The sequence below is a fragment of the Paenibacillus sp. FSL F4-0243 genome, assembly GCF_037963295.1.
Taxonomy (GTDB): domain Bacteria; phylum Bacillota; class Bacilli; order Paenibacillales; family Paenibacillaceae; genus Paenibacillus_AQ.
Genome location: NZ_CP150151.1, coordinates 2,592,774 through 2,614,111 on the forward strand (window position 1 = coordinate 2,592,774; position 21,338 = coordinate 2,614,111).

Consider the following 21,338-nt stretch of genomic DNA (forward strand, 5'->3'; position numbering starts at 1 on the left):
TGCTTTAATTGAGAGGGGAATCATGGTGAAAGAAGCTATTGTTATTAAAGGTGCACGAGAGAACAATCTGAAGAATGTCTCGCTCACGATTCCTAAGTATAAGCTTGTTGTTCTGACGGGACCTTCGGGATCAGGAAAATCGACGTTAGCTATGGATACACTTCAGCGGGAATGCCAAAGACAGTATTTAGATTCCATGGGCATGACTTCAGATACGATCAGTAAACCAAAGGTCGAGTCCATTGTTGGACTGTCTCCATCCATTAGCGTTGGACAGCATGTTACGAATCGTAATCCACGCTCGACAGTAGGGACTGTAACTGACATCTATACCTTTGTCAGGTTTATTTTTTCTAGATTAGGGGAGCGGATTTGCCCTTCTTGCAAGGGTAGCATACCACCTTCTTTTGAAGCGAGGGGGCTACTAATAGAAGAAGACGAGGAAATGGAAGGTCAGTCGATGGGCTGTCCGCATTGCGGAGCTGAGCTTGAGAAACTTGGCATGTCACATTTTTCCTTCAATAAACCGGAAGGGGCTTGTGAAGCTTGTGGTGGACTTGGGTCTGTGGCGACTATAAATGAAGCAGCGGTATTTAATCCAGAGCTTAGCATGAAAGAGGGGGGAGTAGCTTCTCTGAATGGCGTTCATCGGGATATACAGATGCGGATATTAGTAGCGGCGGGAAAACATTTCAGATTTGTGTTTGACCCGGATCAACCGTTGAAGGATTACGGTGAGATTCAGCGTGATTTGCTCTACTACGGTGTGGAGAGTGAAGCTTTTAAACGCCATTTCCCTAATATTAAGCCAATCCAAGGGACGAAGTTTGAAGGTGTTATACCCGGTTTGTGGCGGCGGTATAAGGAGAAGGAAGGGGAGGCTGGTACGCAGGAGAAAGATGGCGGATTTTTTCATGAGCAGCAATGCCCGGAATGCCTAGGAGCTCGCCTGAAAAAAGAAGTTCGTCTAGTTCGAGTAGCTGACGCATCGATCATAGATGTATCCGACTGGTCGCTTAGTGAGGTATATGAGTGGACGAAAGGACTGGAGGCGGCACTGCCTGCCGAAGGACTACATCTACTTGAACCGATCCTTCATGATATGCCTACTAGACTAAAGCGGATTATCGATGTTGGCCTAGGTTATCTTTCCATGAACCGGCAGACAGTCTCTTTATCTGGCGGGGAAGCACAGCGCCTGCGTCTAGCATCACTGCTGGGTTCAGGGTTGACCGGTGTGTTATACATTCTGGATGAACCGACGACGGGACTACATCCTCGGGATACAGTTGGCCTTATTCGTGTGCTTCAGGAGCTGCGTGATCTTGGGAATACTGTGCTCGTTATTGAACATGATATTGAGATGATGCGTGCTGCGGATCATATTATTGATATGGGTCCAGGTGCTGGATTGCATGGTGGAATCGTTGTTGGTGAAGGTGGTTTAGAAGATTTGATGGCAAGCGAGCTTTCGGTTACAGGAGCTTATCTCAGAGAAGAGCGTCTCGAAGTTCCCACACGTATTCGCCGAAAAGGGAACGGAAAGCAGATCACTATCCGGCAGGCACAGTACCGGAATATTGATATTCAAGAAGTCTCCATTCCACTTGGTTGTCTTGTATCTGTAACAGGGGTTTCGGGTTCGGGTAAGTCTACGCTTATATTTGATATTCTTGCGCAAGGAAGCTCTAATGGTCATGAACAAACAGGCTGTAAGGAGATTACGGGTTTAGGTGAAGTCGGGAGCATTGTGATCTTTGACCAATCACCCATGGGTAGAATGCAGCGTTCTAATGTAGCGACCTATAGCGATGTATTTACACATCTGCGTCAGTTATTTGCGGCTTTGCCAGAGGCGAAGAAAAGAAAACTGACCTCCAAGCATTTCTCCTTTAACACACCGGGGGGACGGTGCGAAACCTGTCAGGGACTTGGTGTATTGTCCGTAGACATGAACTTTCTGCCTGATCTAGAAGTAAAGTGTCACGCCTGCAAAGGAAGACGGTTTACGGATGAGGTCTTACAGGTGAAGTATGATGGCTTCTCTATCTCAGATCTGTTGGATATGTCTATACAGGAAAGCTTGCCGATTCTTAAGTCGGAGGCCAAAATGGCCGGTATTATTGAGACGTTATGTGAGGTGGGTCTTGGATACCTTAAATGGGGACAATCTGTCAAAACCTTATCAGGCGGCGAAGGACAACGGATGAGGCTGGCCAAAGAGCTGAGCAAGCCATCTAAAAATCATACGCTCTATTTGCTCGATGAACCAACGACAGGTCTACATCCGTCAGACATCAAGCAACTTCATACCTTATTGAGCAAATTGGTAGATACGGGAAATACGGTTGTTGTTGTGGAGCACAGCTTAGAACTGATTCGGGAGTCTGACTGGGTGATGGACATTGGCCCTGAAGGGGGGACAGTTGGAGGTAGGCTTGTAGCTGAAGGCACACCGGAGCAGGTCGCTGAAGTACAGGAATCTTATACAGGGATGTTCTTGAAACGGATTCTGGCTGAGGGGCTTTAATTCATTTTAAATCAGATATCCATTTGGAAAAAAGAGAGTGCCCCGAAGCCATACAATTCATGGCTTCGGGGCACTTCTTTGTGTGTTCCGGCGTATTCACCAAGCCTAGCATTGAGCGGCAGAAGACGAAGCATCTAAACCTCCACGAAAAATGAATTGAATTTATTGCTGTCGTCATAGTAACATTAGGTTAAGCGCTTAACTTATGTGAAGGGAGGATGCAAAGACTCCAATCCACTTAATATTTATAATGAGGTTAATGCCATGAAAACGACCACGATATATGATGTTGCCAGGGAAGCGGGCGTATCAATTGCTACCGTCTCCAATGCGATTAACAGTAAAGGAAAAGTAAGCAACAAGAAGCGAGATGAAATCCTTGAGGTGATGAAGCGGCTGCAATATCAGCCCAGTGTCATTGCTTCGGCACTAATGGGGAAGAAGACCTATACCATTGGTCTTCTTATTCCAGATGTCTCGAATCCCTTTTTTTCCGAGATAGCTAGAACCGTAGAGGATCTGGCACACTCCGAGGGGTATAGTGTTATTGTGTGCAGCACAGATAACAAAGATGAACGCGTAGAGAAATACATTCGGCTGTTGGAGCAAAAAAATGTTGACGGTATTCTGATCGGAACAGGTGTGGGAAATGCGGATATCTTGGCGCTGCATGTAGAGAAATCCTTCCCCATTGTTATGATTGCGCGGGAGACCGCAGATATAGCTGTCCACCGTGTATTGAACGATGACTTCAAAGGAGGCACTATTGCCGCTGAACATTTGCTTGAAAAAGGTCATCGCAAAATGGCGGTTTTGTCCGAGGATTTCAATGTATGCAGCAGCTTTGAGCGGGTCAGGGGTTTCCGCTTTGGATTATTTGAGGCTGGAATTTCACTGGACCCGAAGAATATCTTTGCGTGTGAGTCGAATATCAAAGACGGTAAACGGGTAGCATCCGAGATTCTCCGCGGCGCGGAGCGTCCGACAGCATTATTCTGTTGCAACGACTTGCTTGCCATCGGCGCACTCCAGGCTGCGAAGGAAGAGAGAATATCTGTACCGGAACAGCTTTCTATCATTGGTTTTGACGATACCATTCTGTCAACCGTGACGAATCCAACGTTAACAACTATTGCTCAACCGATGAATCAGATGGTGAAGATGGCATTTGATTTGCTGATCGGCAGTCTGGATCATACAGATGATATCAAGCAAAGAATTGTATTGCAGCCTGAACTGGTGATCCGAGAATCCACAGGCAACTCACCCATTAAATAAAGAGGACGGTTATTGAGAACATGGACGAGAAAAGGTTAATTATCTTTTTTGACAGCGGAGATACCATTGTTGATGAATCGACTGAAATTAGGGATGAAGAAGGAATCGTACAGAGTGCGGATCTGATTCCGGGAGCAGATATCACGATTCAGACCCTGTATGAGAGAGGATACACGCTTGCTCTGGTTGCAGACGGTGATGCGCAATCCTTCAAAAATGTATTTAAGCAGCATGGACTAAGCGATTATTTCAGCGCCATGATTATTTCCGAGAATATCAAAGCAGTCAAGCCAAGCCCGCGCATGTTTAAGGCTGCTATTGGTGCGCTTGATTTGTCTGAAGCGGATTTCTCCCGTACCGTTATGATTGGCAACAATCTTAGCCGTGACATGAAGGGGGCCAATGCGCTAGGCATCACCAGCATTTTTCAGAGCTGGACGCCCCGTTATTCCCATGAGCCGGCAGATGAGACTGAGCGTCCGACGTATACAGTTAGTGAGCCGCTGCAATTGCTAGAGTTGATTGAGAGGCTGAACGCTGAGCTCAAGTAAGCTGGAAGTCGTTCATTATGCTATTTTTCCATATTTAAATATAAAAAGAGAAACCCAAGGTCATGAGAATGACTGGGTTTCTCATCTTTATTAATCAATCTGCAAGAGTTACAAAGCATTCTTATGATCTAGCAGTTTAATAATTTAGAAGCCGTCCATGATCATGCCATTGACCGTACATTTTATTTTCTTTAGTGTTTTTTATAAATTTATCTAATTTACGCTTAAATAATTCTGGTTGATGTGTATTGCTTTGTATCGTGTCGATCCTGACTCTTTTATAAAGAGCGGGAAAGGTTAAGAAGTTCTCAAATACCTGCTGCTCCTCTTTTAACCTTTGTTCTATAACCCTATCGACTTTAAAAGAAGCGAGATTCATATCGGGAAGTAACTTTCTTCCTTCGTCACTCATTAACCCCAGTTTTTCGAGGCGGCGGACACGTTCTTTATTTAATTCTGTCCAAGAGCTTCGTTTGCTTCTGGGAGACAGTCGCTGCGCCAGCTCCGTTTCAGAAACTTTCTTTTTCACTCCATCGATCCATCCAAAGCACAAACATTCCTCAACCACATCCAAATATAGCAATGTTTCTGGGGTTGGCGTCATACTTACGAGTACCCAACAAGATTTTTCAGTCTTACAATTTTCCTGAAGCCAAGCTCTTAAATGTTCTCTCGATTTCACTTTAATTAGATTTTCAATCTGCATAAATTAAATAGCTTCCGCAGGCATCTGATACCAAAAAAGGGAATAGTCGTTCATGGTAGAAGCGTGTCCTAACTGACGTAACATAGTAGATATATTACCTCTATGATAAGTCCCGTGATTGGCGGTATGCAGCACAATTTCTGATAGACGTGTTTGCCGGATTCCAGCGAATGGGTTATCAAGTAGAATAGTCTTCTCCAAATCGGTTTGGTTTTGTATCCATTCTTTGTATTGTTCAGATAGCTGGGCAAAAAGATTAGCGTATTCATCAACCGAATCTAGAATGCTCATATTTAGCGGGATACTTTTTTGAAAAGCCTCAGGCATACCAGTGCCTGTTAAAACCAGATACCACATCGTATCCACCGCATAGATATGGCTAAGGGCATGAGCGATGGTGGGAAAAGAGCTATTCACTTCTTGATTTAGCACAGAGGGAGAGAGTTCCTTGATTCTTCCCAAGATCGTTTGGTTCGCCCAAATGTGGTAATTAAACATTTCTACTGGATGATTGGTCATTGTATGATCTCCTTTTGAGTTGTGATAGATTATTTTGTAGCTGTTGTTAATATAAAAGAAGAAGTATGACAGCAGACTGTCATACTTCTTCATAAAGATTTAGGGTATTTTGCAACTGCTTTTTTAAGATACCTCGCAGTGCAAGAGGCTCGAGGACTTCAGCGCCGCTGCCGAAACTTAGCAGAATTGACCATAGCCAGCGGGCTTCCAATGGTTTATACACAGGAATTCGCATCGTCATGCTCTCATTGGTATGAAATTCCTTATCTACCTGGTGAAATTGATCCAGCGCTTCTGCCAAAGCCTCAGGTCCCACCCGGATCACGACTTCCTCAACCTGATCGACCCTGTTTGAACAAACGGCCTCTATGGGTACCTCATGTTGGGAATGAAAGGTATTCTGTGTCAGAAGCAAATTCATCATCCGGGATAGCCGGAACTCTCGATAATCCTGTCGTTCCTGGCAATAACCATAGATGTACCAGTTGCTATATTTAAAATGAAGCTTTACTGGTTCCATATTACGGGCTGTGCGTTCGTTTTTTACATTGATGTAATCAAAACGGACGATATTTCGTTCCGTAATAGCCGTACGTAAAAGAGAAAGTGCATCGGGATCCATACGACGTGTTTCAAAATCCACCGCTAGACTAGAAGTCTGTTGTTCTGTTCCAATCGTTTGCAGCCGTTCAATGGTTCCTTGCGCTTGTTCGTCTTCAAACACGGAAGAGAGACTGTTCAGCACGGTAATCAAAGAAGTGACATCATAAGAACGGAGCAGGCTTTTATCCATTTTATATCCGTCCATGATGCCATATCCGCCTTTAGTTCCCTGATACGATACGACCGGGATGCCTGCGGCACAAATGACATCGATATCCCTATAGATAGTTCTCTGGGAAACCTGAAACTCTTCAGCCAGCTTGGAGGCAGATAAAACTTCGTGGTTCAACAGCTTGTAGATCATAGAAATCAAACGTTCCAATTTCATTTGTGTATTCCCACCCATTAGTCCATTTCGTGTTACTGCATGATTATAGCATAGATTTTTCAAGCTAATTTGGCGCTTACAGAGAAATAGATTGACAAAATATGGTTGGCGGGTTAACTTGTGAATATAAAATAAAATTATTCATAAAACCATAAAAGCGAGTTGAGATGTATGCCTAAGAAATTCACAGAACAAGAAAGAGAATGGATTAAACATAAATTGTTGACAGAAGGTCGCCGCTGTTTTGAAGTACATGGCATTAAAAAAACTAGTGTTGAAGAATTAACAAAAGCTGCCGGGATTGCGCAAGGTTCGTTTTACATGTTCTTTGGATCGAAAGAGGAATTGTTCTATCACATATTGCTTGAAGAGGAACAACGAATTCGTAGTACAATGTTCGATTCATTTAGCGTAGGCGTGCCTGTAAATAAGGAAGAAATCAGATTATTTTTACTGAAATCTTTCCGCATTATGGAAGAGAGTCCGATCGTCCGCCAGATGTTCGTAAGAAGCGAAATGGAGCAGCTATTAAGAAAGTTACCTAATGAGTTGTTGGAACAAAATTTTACAGAGGATAAAGACTTTTTTATTCCTTTCATTCAATCATGGCAAGCCGAAGGTATCATGGTTGGGATTGACCCGGAATTAATCGTAAGCATGATTCGCTCTGTAGTCCTTCTGTCTTTGCATAAGGAAGAGATCGGTGATGAACGCTATCAGGCAACTATAGAGCTTTTGATAGGGGTTCTGGCTGAGGGGATGACTTCTTTGAAAGATAATATGACTGGGGGAGTATGAAATGATCGAAGTGAAGGAGCTTCATTTTACCTACCCAAAAATAAAAGAGCCAACCCTTAGTGGACTTAACTTTTCCATACCTCAAGGAGAAGTGTTTGGTTTTCTCGGTCCTTCGGGAGCGGGTAAAAGCACAACACAAAAAATACTAATTGGAGTCTTAAAAAATTATCTCGGCAGCGTTAACGTAATGGGCAAGGAAATAAGAAATACCGGACCGGAGTATTTTGAGCGAATAGGGGTAGCTTTTGAGTTTCCAAATTTCTATTCGAAGTTTACTGCGCTGGAAAATTTGCAGCTATTTCGCTCTCTGTATTCAGGGAGAACAGCGGAACCGAGGTTTCTCCTGGAGCAAGTAAATCTCACTGAAGCTGCAAATTTGAAGGTCTCCCAGTTATCGAAGGGGATGAAGATGCGGCTGAATTTCTGTAGAGCACTCTTAAATAACCCGCAAATTCTATTTCTGGATGAACCCACTTCCGGGCTCGACCCCGTTAATGCGAAACGAATGAAGGATTTAATCCTGGAAAAAAAGGCAAATGGGACAACTGTAATTATTACAACACATAATATGCAAGCCGCTGAGGAGCTCTGCGACAGGGTCGCTTTTATTGTAGACGGTCAGATTAAGTTGATTGATTCTCCTCGGGAGCTTAAGCTTCTAAATGGAAAAAAACGAGTGCGGCTGGAATACCGCCATCATAATGAAGTTAGAAATGAGGAATTCTCACTTGATGGTATAGGGGAGAATGAATATTTCTTAAAGCTTGTTCGTGAACATCCAATAGAAACCATTCATTCGCAGGAGGCGTCTTTGGAGCAAATATTTATTGACGTAACTGGGAGGCAGTTAACATGAGATTCAGATCTGCGTTTGCCTTTGACATCCGGTTTCAATGGAGGCATGGGTTTTATTGGATCTACGTCATTATCTGTGCGTTTTATTTGGTATTGCTGCATCTTATTCCTGATCATTATCGAGAACAAACGATGTTGTTATTGACCTTTAGTGATCCGAGTGCTTTAGGGCTTATTCTCGCAGGGGGGATTGTGCTGCTGGAAAGAGACCAGGGCATCCATGATCCTTTATTTGTTACTCCGATTCGTGTTAGAGAATATTTGCTTTCAAAAGCAGGCTCATTGTCTGTACTATCCCTGTTAGCCGCTTGGGTTATTCATGTAGTAGCAAGCGGGATTCCGCAATCCCCGTTTGGCTTTTCTACTGGAATCATTCTAACGTCAAGCTTTATGACGTTATTGTCGATTGGAGTTGTGGCTCGTTGTCAGACAATTAATGGTTTCATTCTACTATCACAAGTATTCGCATTGCCTTTTATACTTCCATTGCTTGGTTATTTTAAGGTGTGGAACTCCAAACTTTTTTTATGGCTTCCTACGGAAGGAACACTTCGCTTGTTGAGTTCGGGAACCTCGGCTATGTCATTTGGCAATTACATCTACTCCATATCGATATTACTGCTATGGAATGTTGTGATATACGTATGGGCAAAAATGTCCTTCGAAAATCATGTAATGATGCGCATAGGTAAGGGAGGAGCAAGAAAATGAAGAAGTATCGTATGCTTTTTATAAGCGATATCCGGCATACTGGTTTGGACCCAGTGCTTATGGTCGGCATCTTTGCTCCTTTAGCACTTCTAGTCGTCTCAAGATTTGGATTTCCAATGATAGCCGATTGGCTTACGAACGGTTATGCTTTCGATTTATATAAATATAGGAGCTTTGCTGCGATTTTCTTAGTCATGACCTTTCCCATGCTAACCGGTATGATGACAGGTCTTTTAATGCTTGATGAAAGAGATGAGAATGTCATCTCTTATTACGCGGTTACACCATTAATGCGCAGAGGGTACATGGTGTATCGTCTAGTTCTTCCATCTCTTCTCTGTACATTTCTTTCATCGCTATTTTTTATAGTCTCCGGCTTATCTAGCTTCCAATTAGAGCATATATACATCCTTATACTATTAGCATTTGAAGCCCCTTGTTTTGCATTATTCCTAGCTTCTTTCGCTGCAAATAAGGTAGAAGGATTAGCTTTATCAAAGATCGGTGGTCTGTTTATAGCAGGACCAATCGTAGCTTATTTTGTTCCATCACCATGGCAATTTATCGGGGCGTGGATTCCTACCTATTGGCCTGCCAAGTTATTTTTTGTTATAGAAGCTTCTAGTGGTTTTATTGTGCTTGCATACTTTATGGTGGGACTTCTATTTCACTTGAGTCTTCTGAGCATCATGGTCAGGATTTTTATTAAAAGAGCTGATTGATTAGCCTCCTCCAAGCAGCTTAGGCAACAGCGTTAGAAGCTTTTCACGTGTTAAAGCATCTCCATAGTTCCATTTGCTTCCGTCAAGCAGATAAGCTTGCCCCTTACGTACAGCGGGTATATTCTTCCATAGTGAGCTGTCTAGTAGTTTCTCCATAGCAACTCGCGAGTCTTGACGTTCCGGAATAAGCATAAAGATATGATCTCCGGCGTAGAAAGGCAGCCTTGCTGGATCGACCTCTGCAAATCCTAACTCTCCATCGAGAATCGCTTTGATCTCATCTGTGGGCTGTAAACCGTTAGGGGCATAGAGAGCAGTAGACAAACCGGACATTCCCATAGCATATAGATGATTTCCATGGTCATAAATCAATGCAGAAGCTGTTTCTCCAGGTCGAAGAGTATTCATATAAAGCTGCTGCCACATGGCAGCATTTTTTGCTGCGAATGAATCCAGCCATGCTTCTGCTTCGTGCTGCTTACCCAACCAGCTTCCAAGTGTCCGCATACGGTGTTCAAGTGGAGCAAATGAATCAAAGGTAAGTGTCGGGGCGATGTCGACGACTGCTCGATAGGCCTTATCATCTGAATTAGCTATAATAATTAGGTCAGGATGTAATGAAGCGGTAAGCTTCGGATCCAGAGGAAAGCCAACGTTAGAGAGCTTCTTAAGTCGATGTTTATAGACTCTGTTCCATGCAAAGACCTCATCTCCTCCGATAGGCTTTATACCTAATGCGAGCAGATCGCCAAGCGTCTCACCATGGTAGACAATGCGCTTTGGACGCTCCGGAATATCCACCACATGGCCAGTCCAGTCTTCCACAGTAAGCTTCCGACCTTGCTGATGCGCATATTGTCCGGGTGTAATTCCAGTCTTTTGACGAAACCGGCGACTAAAATAATATTCATCGGAGAAGCCAACCAGACGAGCAATCTCACGCAGCGGTTCAGAGGATTCCAGAAGGAAACGCTTCGAATGGTTAATGCGCAGTTCGGTCAGGTAATCGAGCGGTCTTTTTCCGGTAAGCTTTTGAAAGATCGGAGTATATTGCCACAATGTTATCCCTGCGAGCTCAGCCAGTTGCTTCACGGTGATACTCTCCGTATAGTGATCTTGCATATATTGGATGGTCTTTTCCACGGAATCCGCGGGACTTGGCACCTGCTCGGAAGGATAATTATGCTCAAAGAGTAAGAGCAGCAATTCTTGGAATTTTAATTGCCGCTTAAAAAAATGCACATCATCGGCATTTTTTTTGCTCATAAGCAGATCTTCCGCAAGGCGGATTACCCTAGTGAACGGGTGGACAATTAGCTCCTGCCTACCTGGAAGGAGTTCCTCTGAATAATATTCGGGAAACTCGGCGTTATTAATTGCTGTAAAAGTGATGAGATAATAATAAAGAGTCGTCTCTTGATTGTCCGTGCTATAGGAAGTTCCAGGAGATAGGAGATAACATGTATCTGTAGTCAGTGTTATGGTTTGATCGCTAAGGATCAGCTGTCCACTACCGCCAGTGAATATTAGAAGTCTATAAAAGTGAGCTGAAAGAGCCTTAGTGCAAGAGCCTGCCGGTTGAATATGTAGTTCCGCATCAGTCAGCTGAAACAGCAACGAGCGGAGCGGTGCAGCGACGGGTAATGTTTGCAGCAAGAGGAAGCCTCCGTTCATTTGGTGAGAATCATTATCAATTAATTCATTGTATATAAAATAAAGAAGCATATCAACAGCTGTTGACATGCTTCTTGCAGTTTTCTATCAGCTAAGTGCCAAACGCTTCATGAAGGTGAAAATTATTTCATATTCAAAAGCTGTGGGAGTTCACCGAGCAGCCATTCTCTTGTTGTTGCATCACTTGAAGTCTTCATAATATCTTGAGTATAGACATATCCGTTCTTAACGGCAGGGAGACCTTTCCAGATCGGACTCTTTAATAGAGTAGCTGTGGATTGCTTGGCTTCATCGGCCACAGGAGTTAGAATGAAAATCCGATCTCCGGCATATTCTTTAAGCACTTCCATGGATACTTCCTGGAATCCCATACCTTCATCAAGGACCTTCTGAATTGCTGGGGTTGGCTTGAAGCCATTCTCTCCATAAAGGACTTGGGAAAGTCCGGTCGTCGCCATAACAAATAGTCTGTCACCAGGATAATAAGTAAAGACCGAAGCTGTTTCTCCTTCTTTTATGCCCGCTGCCTTTAATTGTTCCCACATGGCATCTTCACTCGTTTTATACTTAGCCAGCCATGCCTCTGCTTCGGTCGTTTTCCCAAGAATTCCACCAATATCAAGCATCCGTTCATTTAGTGGGGCAAATGTATCAAATATTATCGTGGGTGCGATTTTGGACAGCTGCTCGAAATCAGCTTCATCAGTTCCTGCATAGATAATCAAATCAGGCTGAAGTTCCAGCGTCTTTTCCAGATTGATAGGGAACCCTACATCTTCGACACCTTGTAGCTGATCTTCAAAAACCTGACCCTCACCCATGGAAAGTGGATATCCTACCGCTTGCACACCAAGTGCAAGTAGATCTCCATAGGTTTCTCCTGAATAAATCACGCGCTTCGGGTTAACAGGTATTTCTACGGTATGGCCTATGTAATCCGTGTAGGAGCGAGTAGTTGCCGCAGTTTCATTAGTGCCCTTGTCGGATGTTTCTGGAGAAGGTACAGTGGTAGCTGAAGTATTATTTCCGGCTGCGTTCGACGAATTGTTCTTGGCTGGTTGTTCTCCTGAGTTTCCGCAGGCGAGTAGTATTGTGGTCATCAGAAAGAGTACACATAATACGGCGAACGGTTGTCTTACCTTATTCATATAATATTGCCTCCCTAAAATATGTAGCGATCACCAATAATGATAATCATTCTCGACGAAAACTATCATAAATTAAAGTTTCCTTTTACTCAATGGACAAAACACATTATGGCTATTTGATTTGTACAACAAGCCTATTGTTATTGGAGTTGATAGCCAGAAAAAAAGATTGATAAGGCTAGGAAGTCATTGAGGAGCACGCAAAACTCTGTCGGTGAGATTGAAATAAATAGAAGAAGGCCGTCTTGTTTGGTAGAAACCAACCAGAGACGGCCTTTTTAATAGAAAAAATTAGAGAAGAGAAAGGGTGAAGCGGAATGAATATGGGCGATTAGCCGGCAGAGTGAACTCTTCGTGGGTTGGTGCACCCCAGCTATCGTCACCCCCAACTCCCATTTGCTTGTAGTTGACTCTCAGTACGCTTTTGTTCGAGACTGGCAATTTATATACGTGATCATGTGCTTCCAATTCCTCGGGTTTCCAAGGCAGAGCATTAATCTCCATAGGGATTGCACTATCAAAATAAAGTCCTGATCCGTCGTTGCCATCTGTAATCGAAGCAAATCTGACATCCGTCTTATTGCCGCACTCCTGCGGTCTAAGATAAGGGATGAACTGGTCACTGACTTTGCCCGTATAGCGGCCAAGAGGTGCTCCAGTCTGTCTGTCCCAATAATTCTCATGGGGTCCACGGCCGTACCATGAAAGGGTATCGAGTCTTCCAGCAAGCACGAACATCATTCCGAACTCAGGAATTTCTGGCAGAGCGCTACTACCCGGATTCAGTTCTTGCAGGATCTCTAAAGATCCGTCAGGGCGAATCTCATACTGAATCAGAAGGGTAGAGTACGGATTCGTTGGCAGAAGGTAAGTGGTGGAAACGAAACAGAGATTTCCTTCAGTTCTATATTTCATGCTCAACAGATTCCGCTCATTAGAAGCCTGCTTCCACACTGCACAGCGCTTTGGCAATCCATTGCCAAGATCATTATCCGTGACCGCTCTCCAGAAGTTAGGTCTTACGGGTTCAAGCAGATGTTCTTTACCGGCAGCATAGTATGAGTTTAGCTCACCAGTTGTTGTATTAAAGTTTAGAGTGAAATTCCCACCCTGTACGGTCAATGCACCTTCATGTTCCTGCACATGTAACGTTCCATCCGTTGTCTTTGGAGCCTTTGTCACGATACGCGGGGATAAAATAAACTGTTCCCAAGCGATTTCGTGGTCAGCATCAGCCCAAGAAGTTTCTGAACGCTGAATAAAGGAGAGATTCAGAATAGCTTCATGATCACCTCTATGTGAAATCAGTTCATAAGGGATAGTGCATTCAACGATTTCTCCTGGTGCAGCAGAGATTTGCAGCAAACCTTCTTGCGCAGTTACTCCGTCTAAAGAAACTTCCCATTTAAGTTCGTATTGTTCAATATCGGTAAATAAAAAATTATTACGAATCTGAAAGAGACCTTCACGGATATTTAAAGCAGTTACTTTAATATTTTGATAGCATTTTTTGACCTCAAATAGCTTTGGAGTAACCGAGCGATCGGCAAAAAGCAATCCGTTTCCGCTAAAATTTCCATCATGTGGCGACTCACCAAAATCACCACCATATGCTAAATATGGGACACCTTCGGATGTTTTGGTTCGGATAGCCTGATCCACCCAATCCCAAATAAATGCACCTTGAAATACATCGTACTTGTCAAACATATCGGTGTATAGGAGTAATCCACCGCAAGAATTCCCCATAGCATGGCTGTATTCGCAGATGATGTAAGGCTTCAGAGGATGACTTAGCGCATATTTTTCAACATCGTGCGGTTTAGCATACATAGTCGACTCTATATCACTAGCTGCTTCTGACTCTCTGCAATGGAAGATTCCTTCATAATGAACAGGTCGTGTCGGGTCAGCTTCTCTGAGATAGTCATGCATGGCGATAAAATTATCACCACCGTAGGACTCATTCCCCAGTGACCAGATGATAACCGAAGGATGGTTTTTGTCTCTTTGCATCATGGAGTTGCAACGGTCAATCACATTGGCCCGCCATTCCGGTTTGCTAGCAGGTACATTTCCCTCATGTATACCTTGTTGCCCATACTGCCAAGTACCGTGCGTTTCCAGATTGGTTTCATCGATTACGTAAAGTCCGTATTCATCACAAAGCTCATACCAAACAGATTGATTCGGGTAGTGAGAGGTCCGAACCGCATTAATATTATGTGTTTTCATCAGTTTGATATCTCGGATCATTTCGTCTTTGGATAGCGCACGTCCTGTGTCACAAGAGAACTCGTGCCGGTTAACGCCTTTAAGCACAATTCTTTTGCCGTTGATCTTCATAAGTCCGTCTTTGATCTCAAAGGTACGGAATCCGACCTTACAGCTGACCGTTTCAGTAGTGTTTCCTTTATCGTCAATCATGGAGAGAACCAATGTATACAGATACGGTGTCTCAGCACTCCACTTATAAGGGTCTTCTACATGTTCAGAAAGCTTGAAATGCTGAACACCCTCTTGATCAAAGGAAGTAAACGTAGATACTGGAGCCTCCCATACAGGCTGATCCCCTTTATTGTATAGCTGCATTTGGAGTGTATAAGGGTTTAGTTTCTCGTTAAAATAATTCTCTACTTTGATGTTTACGTTTAAATCCGCATGTACGAAAGCTTCATCTAGCTCGGTTTTAACGAAAAAATCAGCAACATGAACAGAAGGGGCCGTGTACAGATAGACCTTCCGAAAAATACCGCTAAGCCTCCAAAAATCTTGATCCTCCAGCCAACTGGCATCACACCAACGATAGACCTCGACAGCTAGTTTATTATCATCAGCAATTAAATAAGGGGTAATATCGAACTCGGAAGGTGTAAAGGTGTCTTCACAGTAACCGACCCGTTCTCCGTTTACCCATACATAGAAAGCGGATTCAACCCCCTGAAAGCTAAGGTATACAGGTTGACCGTTCCAAGATTCAGGTACAGTAAAGGTTCGAATGTACGAGCCTACGGGATTATATTTTGTCGGAGCAAAGGGTGGCTTGAGATCAGGTTCAGATTCCGCCCAAGGATATCGGACATTCGTATATTGCGGGTAATCATACCCATGGAATTGCCAGTGAGAAGGTACAGGAATCGTAGCCCAATTGCTGCAATCGAAATCAGCTTTATAAAAATCCACGACCCGTAGATCAGGTGTTTCGGAAAAAGAGAACTTCCAAATACCATTAAGCGTTTTGTAGTATGGTGAGGTTTCTTTATCTCCCACCAGGGCTTGCGTTAGATTGCTATAAGGGATCATGGAAGCATGTGCATCCAAGCGATTTAGTTCGAAGATTTCCGGATTATTATTCCATTCTGGATAACCATTTGCAGGAGGCTGGTAAACAAATTTTGCTCGCATGAGTAAATCTCCTTTATAATAGTGATGTTATTATATTCATATTATAAATTGGAGTAATGGTAAGAGATATAAAAGATTTTTCATCCAATATAACAAAATATGAAACGAGTGATCAGATGGAGAGTAAAATAATTTTTTGCCAAACGGAAGATACGAATATGCTGCCGCTATATGCTACAACCATTGGATTTTGGGAGCATCAGGCAGAAACCTTACGTCCTACCGGATTTCCGGATTACCAAATACATCAGATTCACGAAGGCAAAGGCGAACTTGTCATTCAGGAGAAACGATATATTGTGGGTTCAGGGGATGTATTCTTTTTGTTCCCGAATATTACGCATTCGTATGCGCCAATCAGTAGTAAGTGGAAGCTGTCATGGATTTCATTTAATGGTAGAGAGGCCGGTCAAATGCTGCTGTACGCAGGAATCCGCGAATCAGGCCCTGCAAGGTTGAAGGAGGATAAGTGGCTAAATCCTTTAAAAGAAATGCTCAACTTGTCAGATAGTAATGAACTGGAAACGAATCTGGAACGATCCAAACAACTATACGCGCTGCTACTGGATTTAAAAAGCAACCTAGTTTCTCCTCTAAACGAGGCTCTTGAATTGGAGCGAATTAAACCGGTGTTGCGACATATAGAAAGGAATCTTCATAGGACCCTCCCATTAAAGGAACTTGCGGAGGTTATTGCAGTGTCGCCACAGTATTTATGCAGGCTTTTTCAAAAAACAATTCATGATCGACCTGTAACCTATATCAACAAGCAACGTATTAACTTGAGTAAACAGCTAATGTTCAATGAACGAGATAAAAAAATGTATGAAATTGCTCAGTTAGTGGGCTTCGAAAATGCCAGCTACTTTTGTCTAGTGTTTAAGCGGTTGACTGGAATGAGTCCAGAGCAATTTAAACAGCTGCATGGTTTGGACTAGAGTAATAGAATGCCTCTAAGCCCTATGATAAACGCTTACTTGTTAGCGTCTAGCACTCCATGATATAGTTTAATTGAGTTCATATATTGTATTTTTCACGAATTCGCTCATTTTTTTGCAATATGTGTATGTCCAATCTAATTCAATACATAGAACCAAATTTATGATCAGATATCTAGCAAAGCATCAGGAAGGAGTCATCAATTTGAATGAGAAGTTAAAAGAGGCATACGAACGTTTGGACTTGCCTGTAGACATTACCCGGGAGGAACTGAATAAAAAGTTTGATTTGCACTTGAAACGCCGTAAATCAAATTCCTCAGAAACTGAGGCTGCAGCCTATGAAGAAGAATTTCTGGCTTACAAAACGATCTTAGACGGCTTAGATCAGCAGGAAATTCAGGAGGCAGAGGACAAGCGGCTAGAGAAATGGGGAGCATTTTCCGGCATAGCGCGTAAATCGGAGAATTTTTTTAGGCTATACAAAGTCCATACATTTGTATCTATCGTTGTGCTGTTAGTGCTAATCTTTGGAGGTAACGCTCTTTATAATCAATATCAAGCCAAAAAATATGAAGCTTCACTCCCGCCAGTGGATGTAACTATCATGTTCCTAGGAAACTATGAATCTCAAGATCCATCAGGTAAGGATGAAGAGCTTAAACAAGAGATCGTCAATCGTTATCCAGCTTGGAAGCGGGTAAAGACGGAAGTCGTATACCTTCCCTCAACAGGTGGAGAAGGTGGAGGCGCGTTAGACATGACTTATATCCAGCGCGCGATGGCGATGCTGGCGGCGGATCGTCCGAATATTCTTATTTTGGATGATGCTACTTTTGATTGGATCGGACAACAGCAGGGACTTAAGAATCTAGAGCCGTTTGTTAAATCAGCGGGACTTCCTCTAGATGATATTCGTTTGAAACGTATAAAAAATACGGAGAACGGTGAAGAATGGATCACAGGCGTAGATATCACAGATACGAAATTTGCTACAGACCTTCCAATTCATTCACGGAAGATGATCATTGGGGTGTTTGGAGAAGATGAAGATAAGAACAAATCAACTGATTTTGTTGAGTTCTTAGTAGGGCAAATGACTGCTAAATAAATGAGTAGGTATAAATGGACCTGTGTTATAAAGGCCGATGTTGTATGGATTCTCATACGATATCGGCTTTTTTGTTGTACATTCGAAGCATCTGAATTGACGAATGTGAAGTGAACTCACTATAATGATTCATATAGATGTGAACTAAGTAATATAAATATAAACTAAACTGAATTTGACAAGGGAGTGATGAAAGAATGAAGACAGAAGGAACTCTGACAATACATACACAGAAGCGTGGTGCAGCATTAGGTGATTTATTTGGAATCTTCTTTGAGGATTTAAATCATGCGGCAGATGGTGGACTTTATGCTGAGCTAGTTCAGAATCGATCCTTTGAATTTGATCCGATCGATCGGGCCGATTATCATGCGTTAATGGCTTGGGAGCCTGTAGAACGTGGAGATGGGAAAACCGTAATCACCGTGGAGGATAACGAGCCTTTGAATGATCGTAATCCACATTATGTTGCCATTGATATTGTGGCTGAAGGTGACGGCGTTGGGTTGATGAATCTGGGATTCAATAGTGGTATTCCAGTAAAAGAGGGCGAGAATTATAAGTTCTCGGTATATGCTCGTCGGGAGACAAGCTTTGACGTACCCCTTATCGTAACCATTGAAAGTACAAACGGTATCATTCATGGTGGAGCGGAAATCGCTGTGAATCACTCCGAATGGACTCGATACGAAGCAGTTATTAAGTCTAAGGCTACAGATACTAGTTCACGTCTTGTAATCGTTACCAAAGGCAGCGGGAGGGTATATCTGGACATGGTTTCTCTGTTTCCGGAGAAGACCTTTATGAACAGACCTGGGGGCATGCGTGAAGATATTTCACTGTTACTCGCCGACTTAAAGCCTAAATTCATGCGGTTTCCGGGAGGTTGTCTGGTACATGACGGTTCCTTAAATCCAGATGACAGAGATTCTATGTACAGATGGAAGAATACATTAGGGGATGTGGCACAAAGGCCGGCAAGGCGGAATAACTGGTCCTACAATCAGACGCTTGGGTTAGGATACTTTGAATATTTTCAGTTCTGTGAGGATATTGGAGCTAAGCCGATTCCCGTTCTTCCGGGCGGCTACGATCCGCATCATAAACGTATGGTGCCGCTGGGTCAATTAATGCCCTGGGTTGAGGATGCACTGGATTTGATCGAATTTGCCAATGGGGACATTTCATCGAAGTGGGGAAGGATACGTGCGAACCTTGGGCACCCGGAACCTTTTGGGTTAGAGTATATCGGCATCGGCAATGAAGAGGTAGGTGCACCCTTTTTCGAGAGATATCCATACTTTCATCAAGCCATTAAACAGAAATATCCGGATATTAAGGTCATTAATTCGAGCGGTCCATTCTCTGCTGGTAAGGAATATGAGCGGGGCTGGACATCTGCAAAAGAGAATAGGTCTGATCTTGTAGACGAGCATTATTACTGTACACCTGAATGGTTCCTGGCGAATCATCATCGTTATGATGACTTTAAGGCGGATGAACCGAAAGTATTCTTAGGTGAATATGCTTCATGGGGCAATACCTATTATAACGCATTAGTGGAAGCGGCTTTTATGACGGGACTTCAGAACAACGCTCATGCGGTTGGTTTGGCATGTTATGCTCCTATGCTCTGCAATGTGGATTATATCAACTGGAAGCCGGATCTAATCTGGTTTAATAATTATGAAGTGTACGGAACTGCGAACTACTATGTTCAAAAGCTATTCATGAACCATCAGGGAGATCAGCTGCTGGAGATAAAAGCGAACGGCTTCACAGTACCTGAGGAACGCAAAGTTGAAGCGATCACAGGAGCGATTAGCTTGGGTGTGGATGCATCCGCTGCTCGATATTCAGAAATCACACTGGTCAACAATGTTACGGGAGAAGTGAAGACGTATTCTGAGTTGTCAGAAGAAGTATCAAACCTGCCTGATCCTGCTCAGAACGGAACGGCCAAACGAACACTAGAGCTTGGAGAGACGGAGTGGGAGAGCTATACCTTGAATTTTAAGGCTACTAGAACCGCAGGGAATAAAGGGTTTGTGTTCTATTTTGGTAAAGCAGATGATCAGAATCATTTGTATTGGGAACTAGGTGGCTGGCAGAATCAGGATTCCATTGTGGCATCAATTATTAACGGGAGAAACTCTGTGCTTACACATTCTATGTTTACAGTTGAAACAGACGTAGAATACGATCTGAAGCTAGAAGTATCAGGCAGACATATTCGTACTTATATTAACGGAGAGCTGATCAATGAGACGGAGGACAAACTTCCGATCATCGAACCGCTTTATTACACAGCAAGTGTGGAGGATTTCACAGGGGATATCATTCTTAAGACAGTGAATGTACAAGAGAACAGCGTTTCTGCTGAGATTATATTAGAAGAGATGGCAAAAAAGGACTTGTCCATCGAAGTATATGAACTGTCAGATTACCAGCTTGAGGATGAAAATAACTTCGAGAATAAAGAGTTTGTCTCTCCTAAGCAAACCAATTTTACGACGATGGTCAGCAGTTTTTCTTATGAGTTCCCTAAACAATCTGTAACGATTTTTAGAATAAAATAAAAACTAAAAACGCCCCTCTGAATCCTTAGTGTTAAAAAGGTTCAAAGGGGCGTTTATGTCCAGTTGTATAGCTGTTCACCCACAGACGATCACATTCTAGGATATTCTAAGTCATGATAGGTGCAATATCATTAATAGCTGGCCGACGCAGACCATCTTTACACGGTTCACAGGTTTTAGTAATGTAATGAGACAGCAGCCACGACCAGTGTTCTTCTAGTGGGTATACATCTTCGAACTCTAATTTTCTTCTTGCTCTTTTTCTTAGCTTGAATATAATCACAGGTAGTAGCTACACTGCATCCATACTTATCTCGCTTATGTTAAATTAATGATTAATATTATTGTTAACTAAGAAATTGATTTGTGAATACATAAAAATACTAATTCAAAGGCATAGGAGACAATAAAATGCACTTAACTACAGATACAGAATCGCTTCGAGTCTATGAAGCACTTGCAAGTGAAGTCAGGTTAAGGATTATCGAACTATTAGACCGAAAAGAGATGCATATTAAAGAACTGGCTGCCGAGCTCTATATAAGTAGTGCGATGGTTAGCACCCATGTTGCCAAGCTACAAAAAGCAGGCCTGATTAACTCTAAAATGAGACGTGTGGATGGAGGGACATATAAGTATTGCTCACTGTCTACGAACTGCCTGCAGATTAAATTATCAGGATCTCGGGGAATCTGCTAATCAGATATTGTGAATGATACGAAATAGAGAATTAATAAAAATAAAAAAACATATTGTAATGAAAACGTTTTTATGATAATTTAAATTTATAAAAACGTTTTTATTTGTAAAGGAAGATTGAAT

Annotated in this window: 17 protein-coding genes; 11 read left to right on the forward strand and 6 right to left on the reverse strand. The window is 42.8% G+C overall.

What is annotated here, in order from left to right:
* Window positions 1-25 precede the first annotated feature (25 nt).
* The 3 genes from uvrA to NSS87_RS11275 all read left to right on the forward strand — a co-directional run bounded on the left by uvrA (window position 26) and on the right by NSS87_RS11275 (window position 4,359).
* Window positions 26-2,530 (forward strand): excinuclease ABC subunit UvrA, encoded by a 2,505-nt coding sequence (gene uvrA / locus NSS87_RS11265; protein ID WP_339248524.1) that lies wholly within the window; start codon window positions 26-28, stop codon window positions 2,528-2,530.
* A 264-nt stretch (window positions 2,531-2,794) separates the two neighbouring features.
* Window positions 2,795-3,808 carry a LacI family DNA-binding transcriptional regulator gene (locus NSS87_RS11270; RefSeq protein WP_339247112.1) on the forward strand — a complete coding sequence of 338 codons (1,014 nt, stop codon included), beginning with the start codon at window positions 2,795-2,797 and terminating at the stop codon, window positions 3,806-3,808.
* Window positions 3,809-3,828: 20 nt separating this feature from the next.
* Window positions 3,829-4,359: an HAD family hydrolase gene (locus NSS87_RS11275; protein ID WP_339247115.1), complete on the forward strand. Its 531-nt coding sequence runs from the start codon at window positions 3,829-3,831 to the stop codon at window positions 4,357-4,359.
* Between the two features lie 136 nt (window positions 4,360-4,495).
* On the opposite strand, the gene NSS87_RS11280 is transcribed toward NSS87_RS11275, so the two are convergent.
* From NSS87_RS11280 to NSS87_RS11290, 3 genes are all read right to left on the reverse strand, one after another.
* The gene (locus tag NSS87_RS11280) at window positions 4,496-5,065 is read right to left on the reverse strand and encodes a YdeI/OmpD-associated family protein (RefSeq protein ID WP_042187021.1); all 570 of its coding nucleotides are present in this window, start codon (window positions 5,063-5,065) and stop codon (window positions 4,496-4,498) included.
* A gap of 3 nt (window positions 5,066-5,068) precedes the next feature.
* Window positions 5,069-5,584 carry a DinB family protein gene (locus tag NSS87_RS11285; protein ID WP_339247117.1) on the reverse strand — a complete coding sequence of 172 codons (516 nt, stop codon included), beginning with the start codon at window positions 5,582-5,584 and terminating at the stop codon, window positions 5,069-5,071.
* A gap of 79 nt (window positions 5,585-5,663) precedes the next feature.
* Window positions 5,664-6,575: a YafY family protein gene (locus NSS87_RS11290; RefSeq protein ID WP_339247120.1), complete on the reverse strand. Its 912-nt coding sequence runs from the start codon at window positions 6,573-6,575 to the stop codon at window positions 5,664-5,666.
* Between the two features lie 171 nt (window positions 6,576-6,746).
* On the opposite strand from NSS87_RS11290, the gene NSS87_RS11295 reads away from it, so the two are divergent.
* The 4 genes from NSS87_RS11295 to NSS87_RS11310 are packed head-to-tail and all read left to right on the forward strand — an operon-like array spanning window position 6,747 to window position 9,661.
* A complete protein-coding gene (locus tag NSS87_RS11295) occupies window positions 6,747-7,373 on the forward strand; it encodes a TetR/AcrR family transcriptional regulator (RefSeq protein ID WP_042187027.1) in 627 nt (208 codons plus the stop codon).
* Window position 7,374: 1 nt separating this feature from the next.
* On the forward strand, window positions 7,375-8,229 hold the full coding sequence (locus NSS87_RS11300; protein WP_339247123.1) for an ABC transporter ATP-binding protein: 855 nt from the start codon (window positions 7,375-7,377) through the stop codon (window positions 8,227-8,229).
* Window positions 8,226-8,939, forward strand: a complete 714-nt coding sequence (locus tag NSS87_RS11305) for a hypothetical protein (protein ID WP_042187031.1) — start codon at window positions 8,226-8,228, stop codon at window positions 8,937-8,939. Before NSS87_RS11300 ends, NSS87_RS11305 begins: the two co-directional genes overlap by 4 nt.
* A complete protein-coding gene (locus NSS87_RS11310) occupies window positions 8,936-9,661 on the forward strand; it encodes a hypothetical protein (protein ID WP_339247127.1) in 726 nt (241 codons plus the stop codon). Before NSS87_RS11305 ends, NSS87_RS11310 begins: the two co-directional genes overlap by 4 nt.
* On the opposite strand, the gene NSS87_RS11315 is transcribed toward NSS87_RS11310, so the two are convergent.
* From NSS87_RS11315 to NSS87_RS11325, 3 genes are all read right to left on the reverse strand, one after another.
* The gene (locus NSS87_RS11315) at window positions 9,662-11,317 is read right to left on the reverse strand and encodes an AraC family transcriptional regulator (protein ID WP_339247130.1); all 1,656 of its coding nucleotides are present in this window, start codon (window positions 11,315-11,317) and stop codon (window positions 9,662-9,664) included.
* Window positions 11,318-11,457: 140 nt separating this feature from the next.
* Window positions 11,458-12,483 (reverse strand): ABC transporter substrate-binding protein, encoded by a 1,026-nt coding sequence (locus NSS87_RS11320; RefSeq protein ID WP_339247132.1) that lies wholly within the window; start codon window positions 12,481-12,483, stop codon window positions 11,458-11,460.
* A 291-nt stretch (window positions 12,484-12,774) separates the two neighbouring features.
* Window positions 12,775-15,888 (reverse strand): glycoside hydrolase family 2 TIM barrel-domain containing protein, encoded by a 3,114-nt coding sequence (locus NSS87_RS11325; protein ID WP_339247133.1) that lies wholly within the window; start codon window positions 15,886-15,888, stop codon window positions 12,775-12,777.
* Between the two features lie 116 nt (window positions 15,889-16,004).
* On the opposite strand from NSS87_RS11325, the gene NSS87_RS11330 reads away from it, so the two are divergent.
* From NSS87_RS11330 to NSS87_RS11345, 4 genes are all read left to right on the forward strand, one after another.
* A complete protein-coding gene (locus NSS87_RS11330) occupies window positions 16,005-16,826 on the forward strand; it encodes an AraC family transcriptional regulator (protein WP_042193672.1) in 822 nt (273 codons plus the stop codon).
* A gap of 205 nt (window positions 16,827-17,031) precedes the next feature.
* Window positions 17,032-17,937: a hypothetical protein gene (locus tag NSS87_RS11335; RefSeq protein WP_042187039.1), complete on the forward strand. Its 906-nt coding sequence runs from the start codon at window positions 17,032-17,034 to the stop codon at window positions 17,935-17,937.
* Between the two features lie 197 nt (window positions 17,938-18,134).
* Window positions 18,135-20,516: an alpha-L-arabinofuranosidase C-terminal domain-containing protein gene (locus tag NSS87_RS11340; protein ID WP_339247137.1), complete on the forward strand. Its 2,382-nt coding sequence runs from the start codon at window positions 18,135-18,137 to the stop codon at window positions 20,514-20,516.
* 411 nt (window positions 20,517-20,927) lie between these two features.
* A complete protein-coding gene (locus NSS87_RS11345; protein ID WP_081382732.1) occupies window positions 20,928-21,215 on the forward strand; it encodes an ArsR family transcriptional regulator in 288 nt (95 codons plus the stop codon).
* Window positions 21,216-21,338: the final 123 nt, after the last annotated feature.

Bases quoted from the DNA above. Each gene is read 5' to 3' on its own strand.
- NSS87_RS11270 (WP_339247112.1), top strand. From the start codon at position 2,795: ATGAAAACGACCACGATATATGATGTTGCCAGGGAAGCGGGCGTATCA.
- NSS87_RS11275 (WP_339247115.1), top strand. From the start codon at position 3,829: ATGGACGAGAAAAGGTTAATTATCTTTTTTGACAGCGGAGATACCATT.
- NSS87_RS11280 (WP_042187021.1), bottom strand. From the start codon at position 5,065: ATGCAGATTGAAAATCTAATTAAAGTGAAATCGAGAGAACATTTAAGA.
- NSS87_RS11285 (WP_339247117.1), bottom strand. From the start codon at position 5,584: ATGACCAATCATCCAGTAGAAATGTTTAATTACCACATTTGGGCGAAC.
- NSS87_RS11290 (WP_339247120.1), bottom strand. From the start codon at position 6,575: ATGAAATTGGAACGTTTGATTTCTATGATCTACAAGCTGTTGAACCAC.
- NSS87_RS11295 (WP_042187027.1), top strand. From the start codon at position 6,747: ATGCCTAAGAAATTCACAGAACAAGAAAGAGAATGGATTAAACATAAA.
- NSS87_RS11300 (WP_339247123.1), top strand. From the start codon at position 7,375: ATGATCGAAGTGAAGGAGCTTCATTTTACCTACCCAAAAATAAAAGAG.
- NSS87_RS11305 (WP_042187031.1), top strand. From the start codon at position 8,226: ATGAGATTCAGATCTGCGTTTGCCTTTGACATCCGGTTTCAATGGAGG.
- NSS87_RS11310 (WP_339247127.1), top strand. From the start codon at position 8,936: ATGAAGAAGTATCGTATGCTTTTTATAAGCGATATCCGGCATACTGGT.
- NSS87_RS11320 (WP_339247132.1), bottom strand. From the start codon at position 12,483: ATGAATAAGGTAAGACAACCGTTCGCCGTATTATGTGTACTCTTTCTG.
- NSS87_RS11325 (WP_339247133.1), bottom strand. From the start codon at position 15,888: ATGCGAGCAAAATTTGTTTACCAGCCTCCTGCAAATGGTTATCCAGAA.
- NSS87_RS11330 (WP_042193672.1), top strand. From the start codon at position 16,005: ATGGAGAGTAAAATAATTTTTTGCCAAACGGAAGATACGAATATGCTG.
- NSS87_RS11340 (WP_339247137.1), top strand. From the start codon at position 18,135: ATGAAGACAGAAGGAACTCTGACAATACATACACAGAAGCGTGGTGCA.
- NSS87_RS11345 (WP_081382732.1), top strand. From the start codon at position 20,928: ATGCACTTAACTACAGATACAGAATCGCTTCGAGTCTATGAAGCACTT.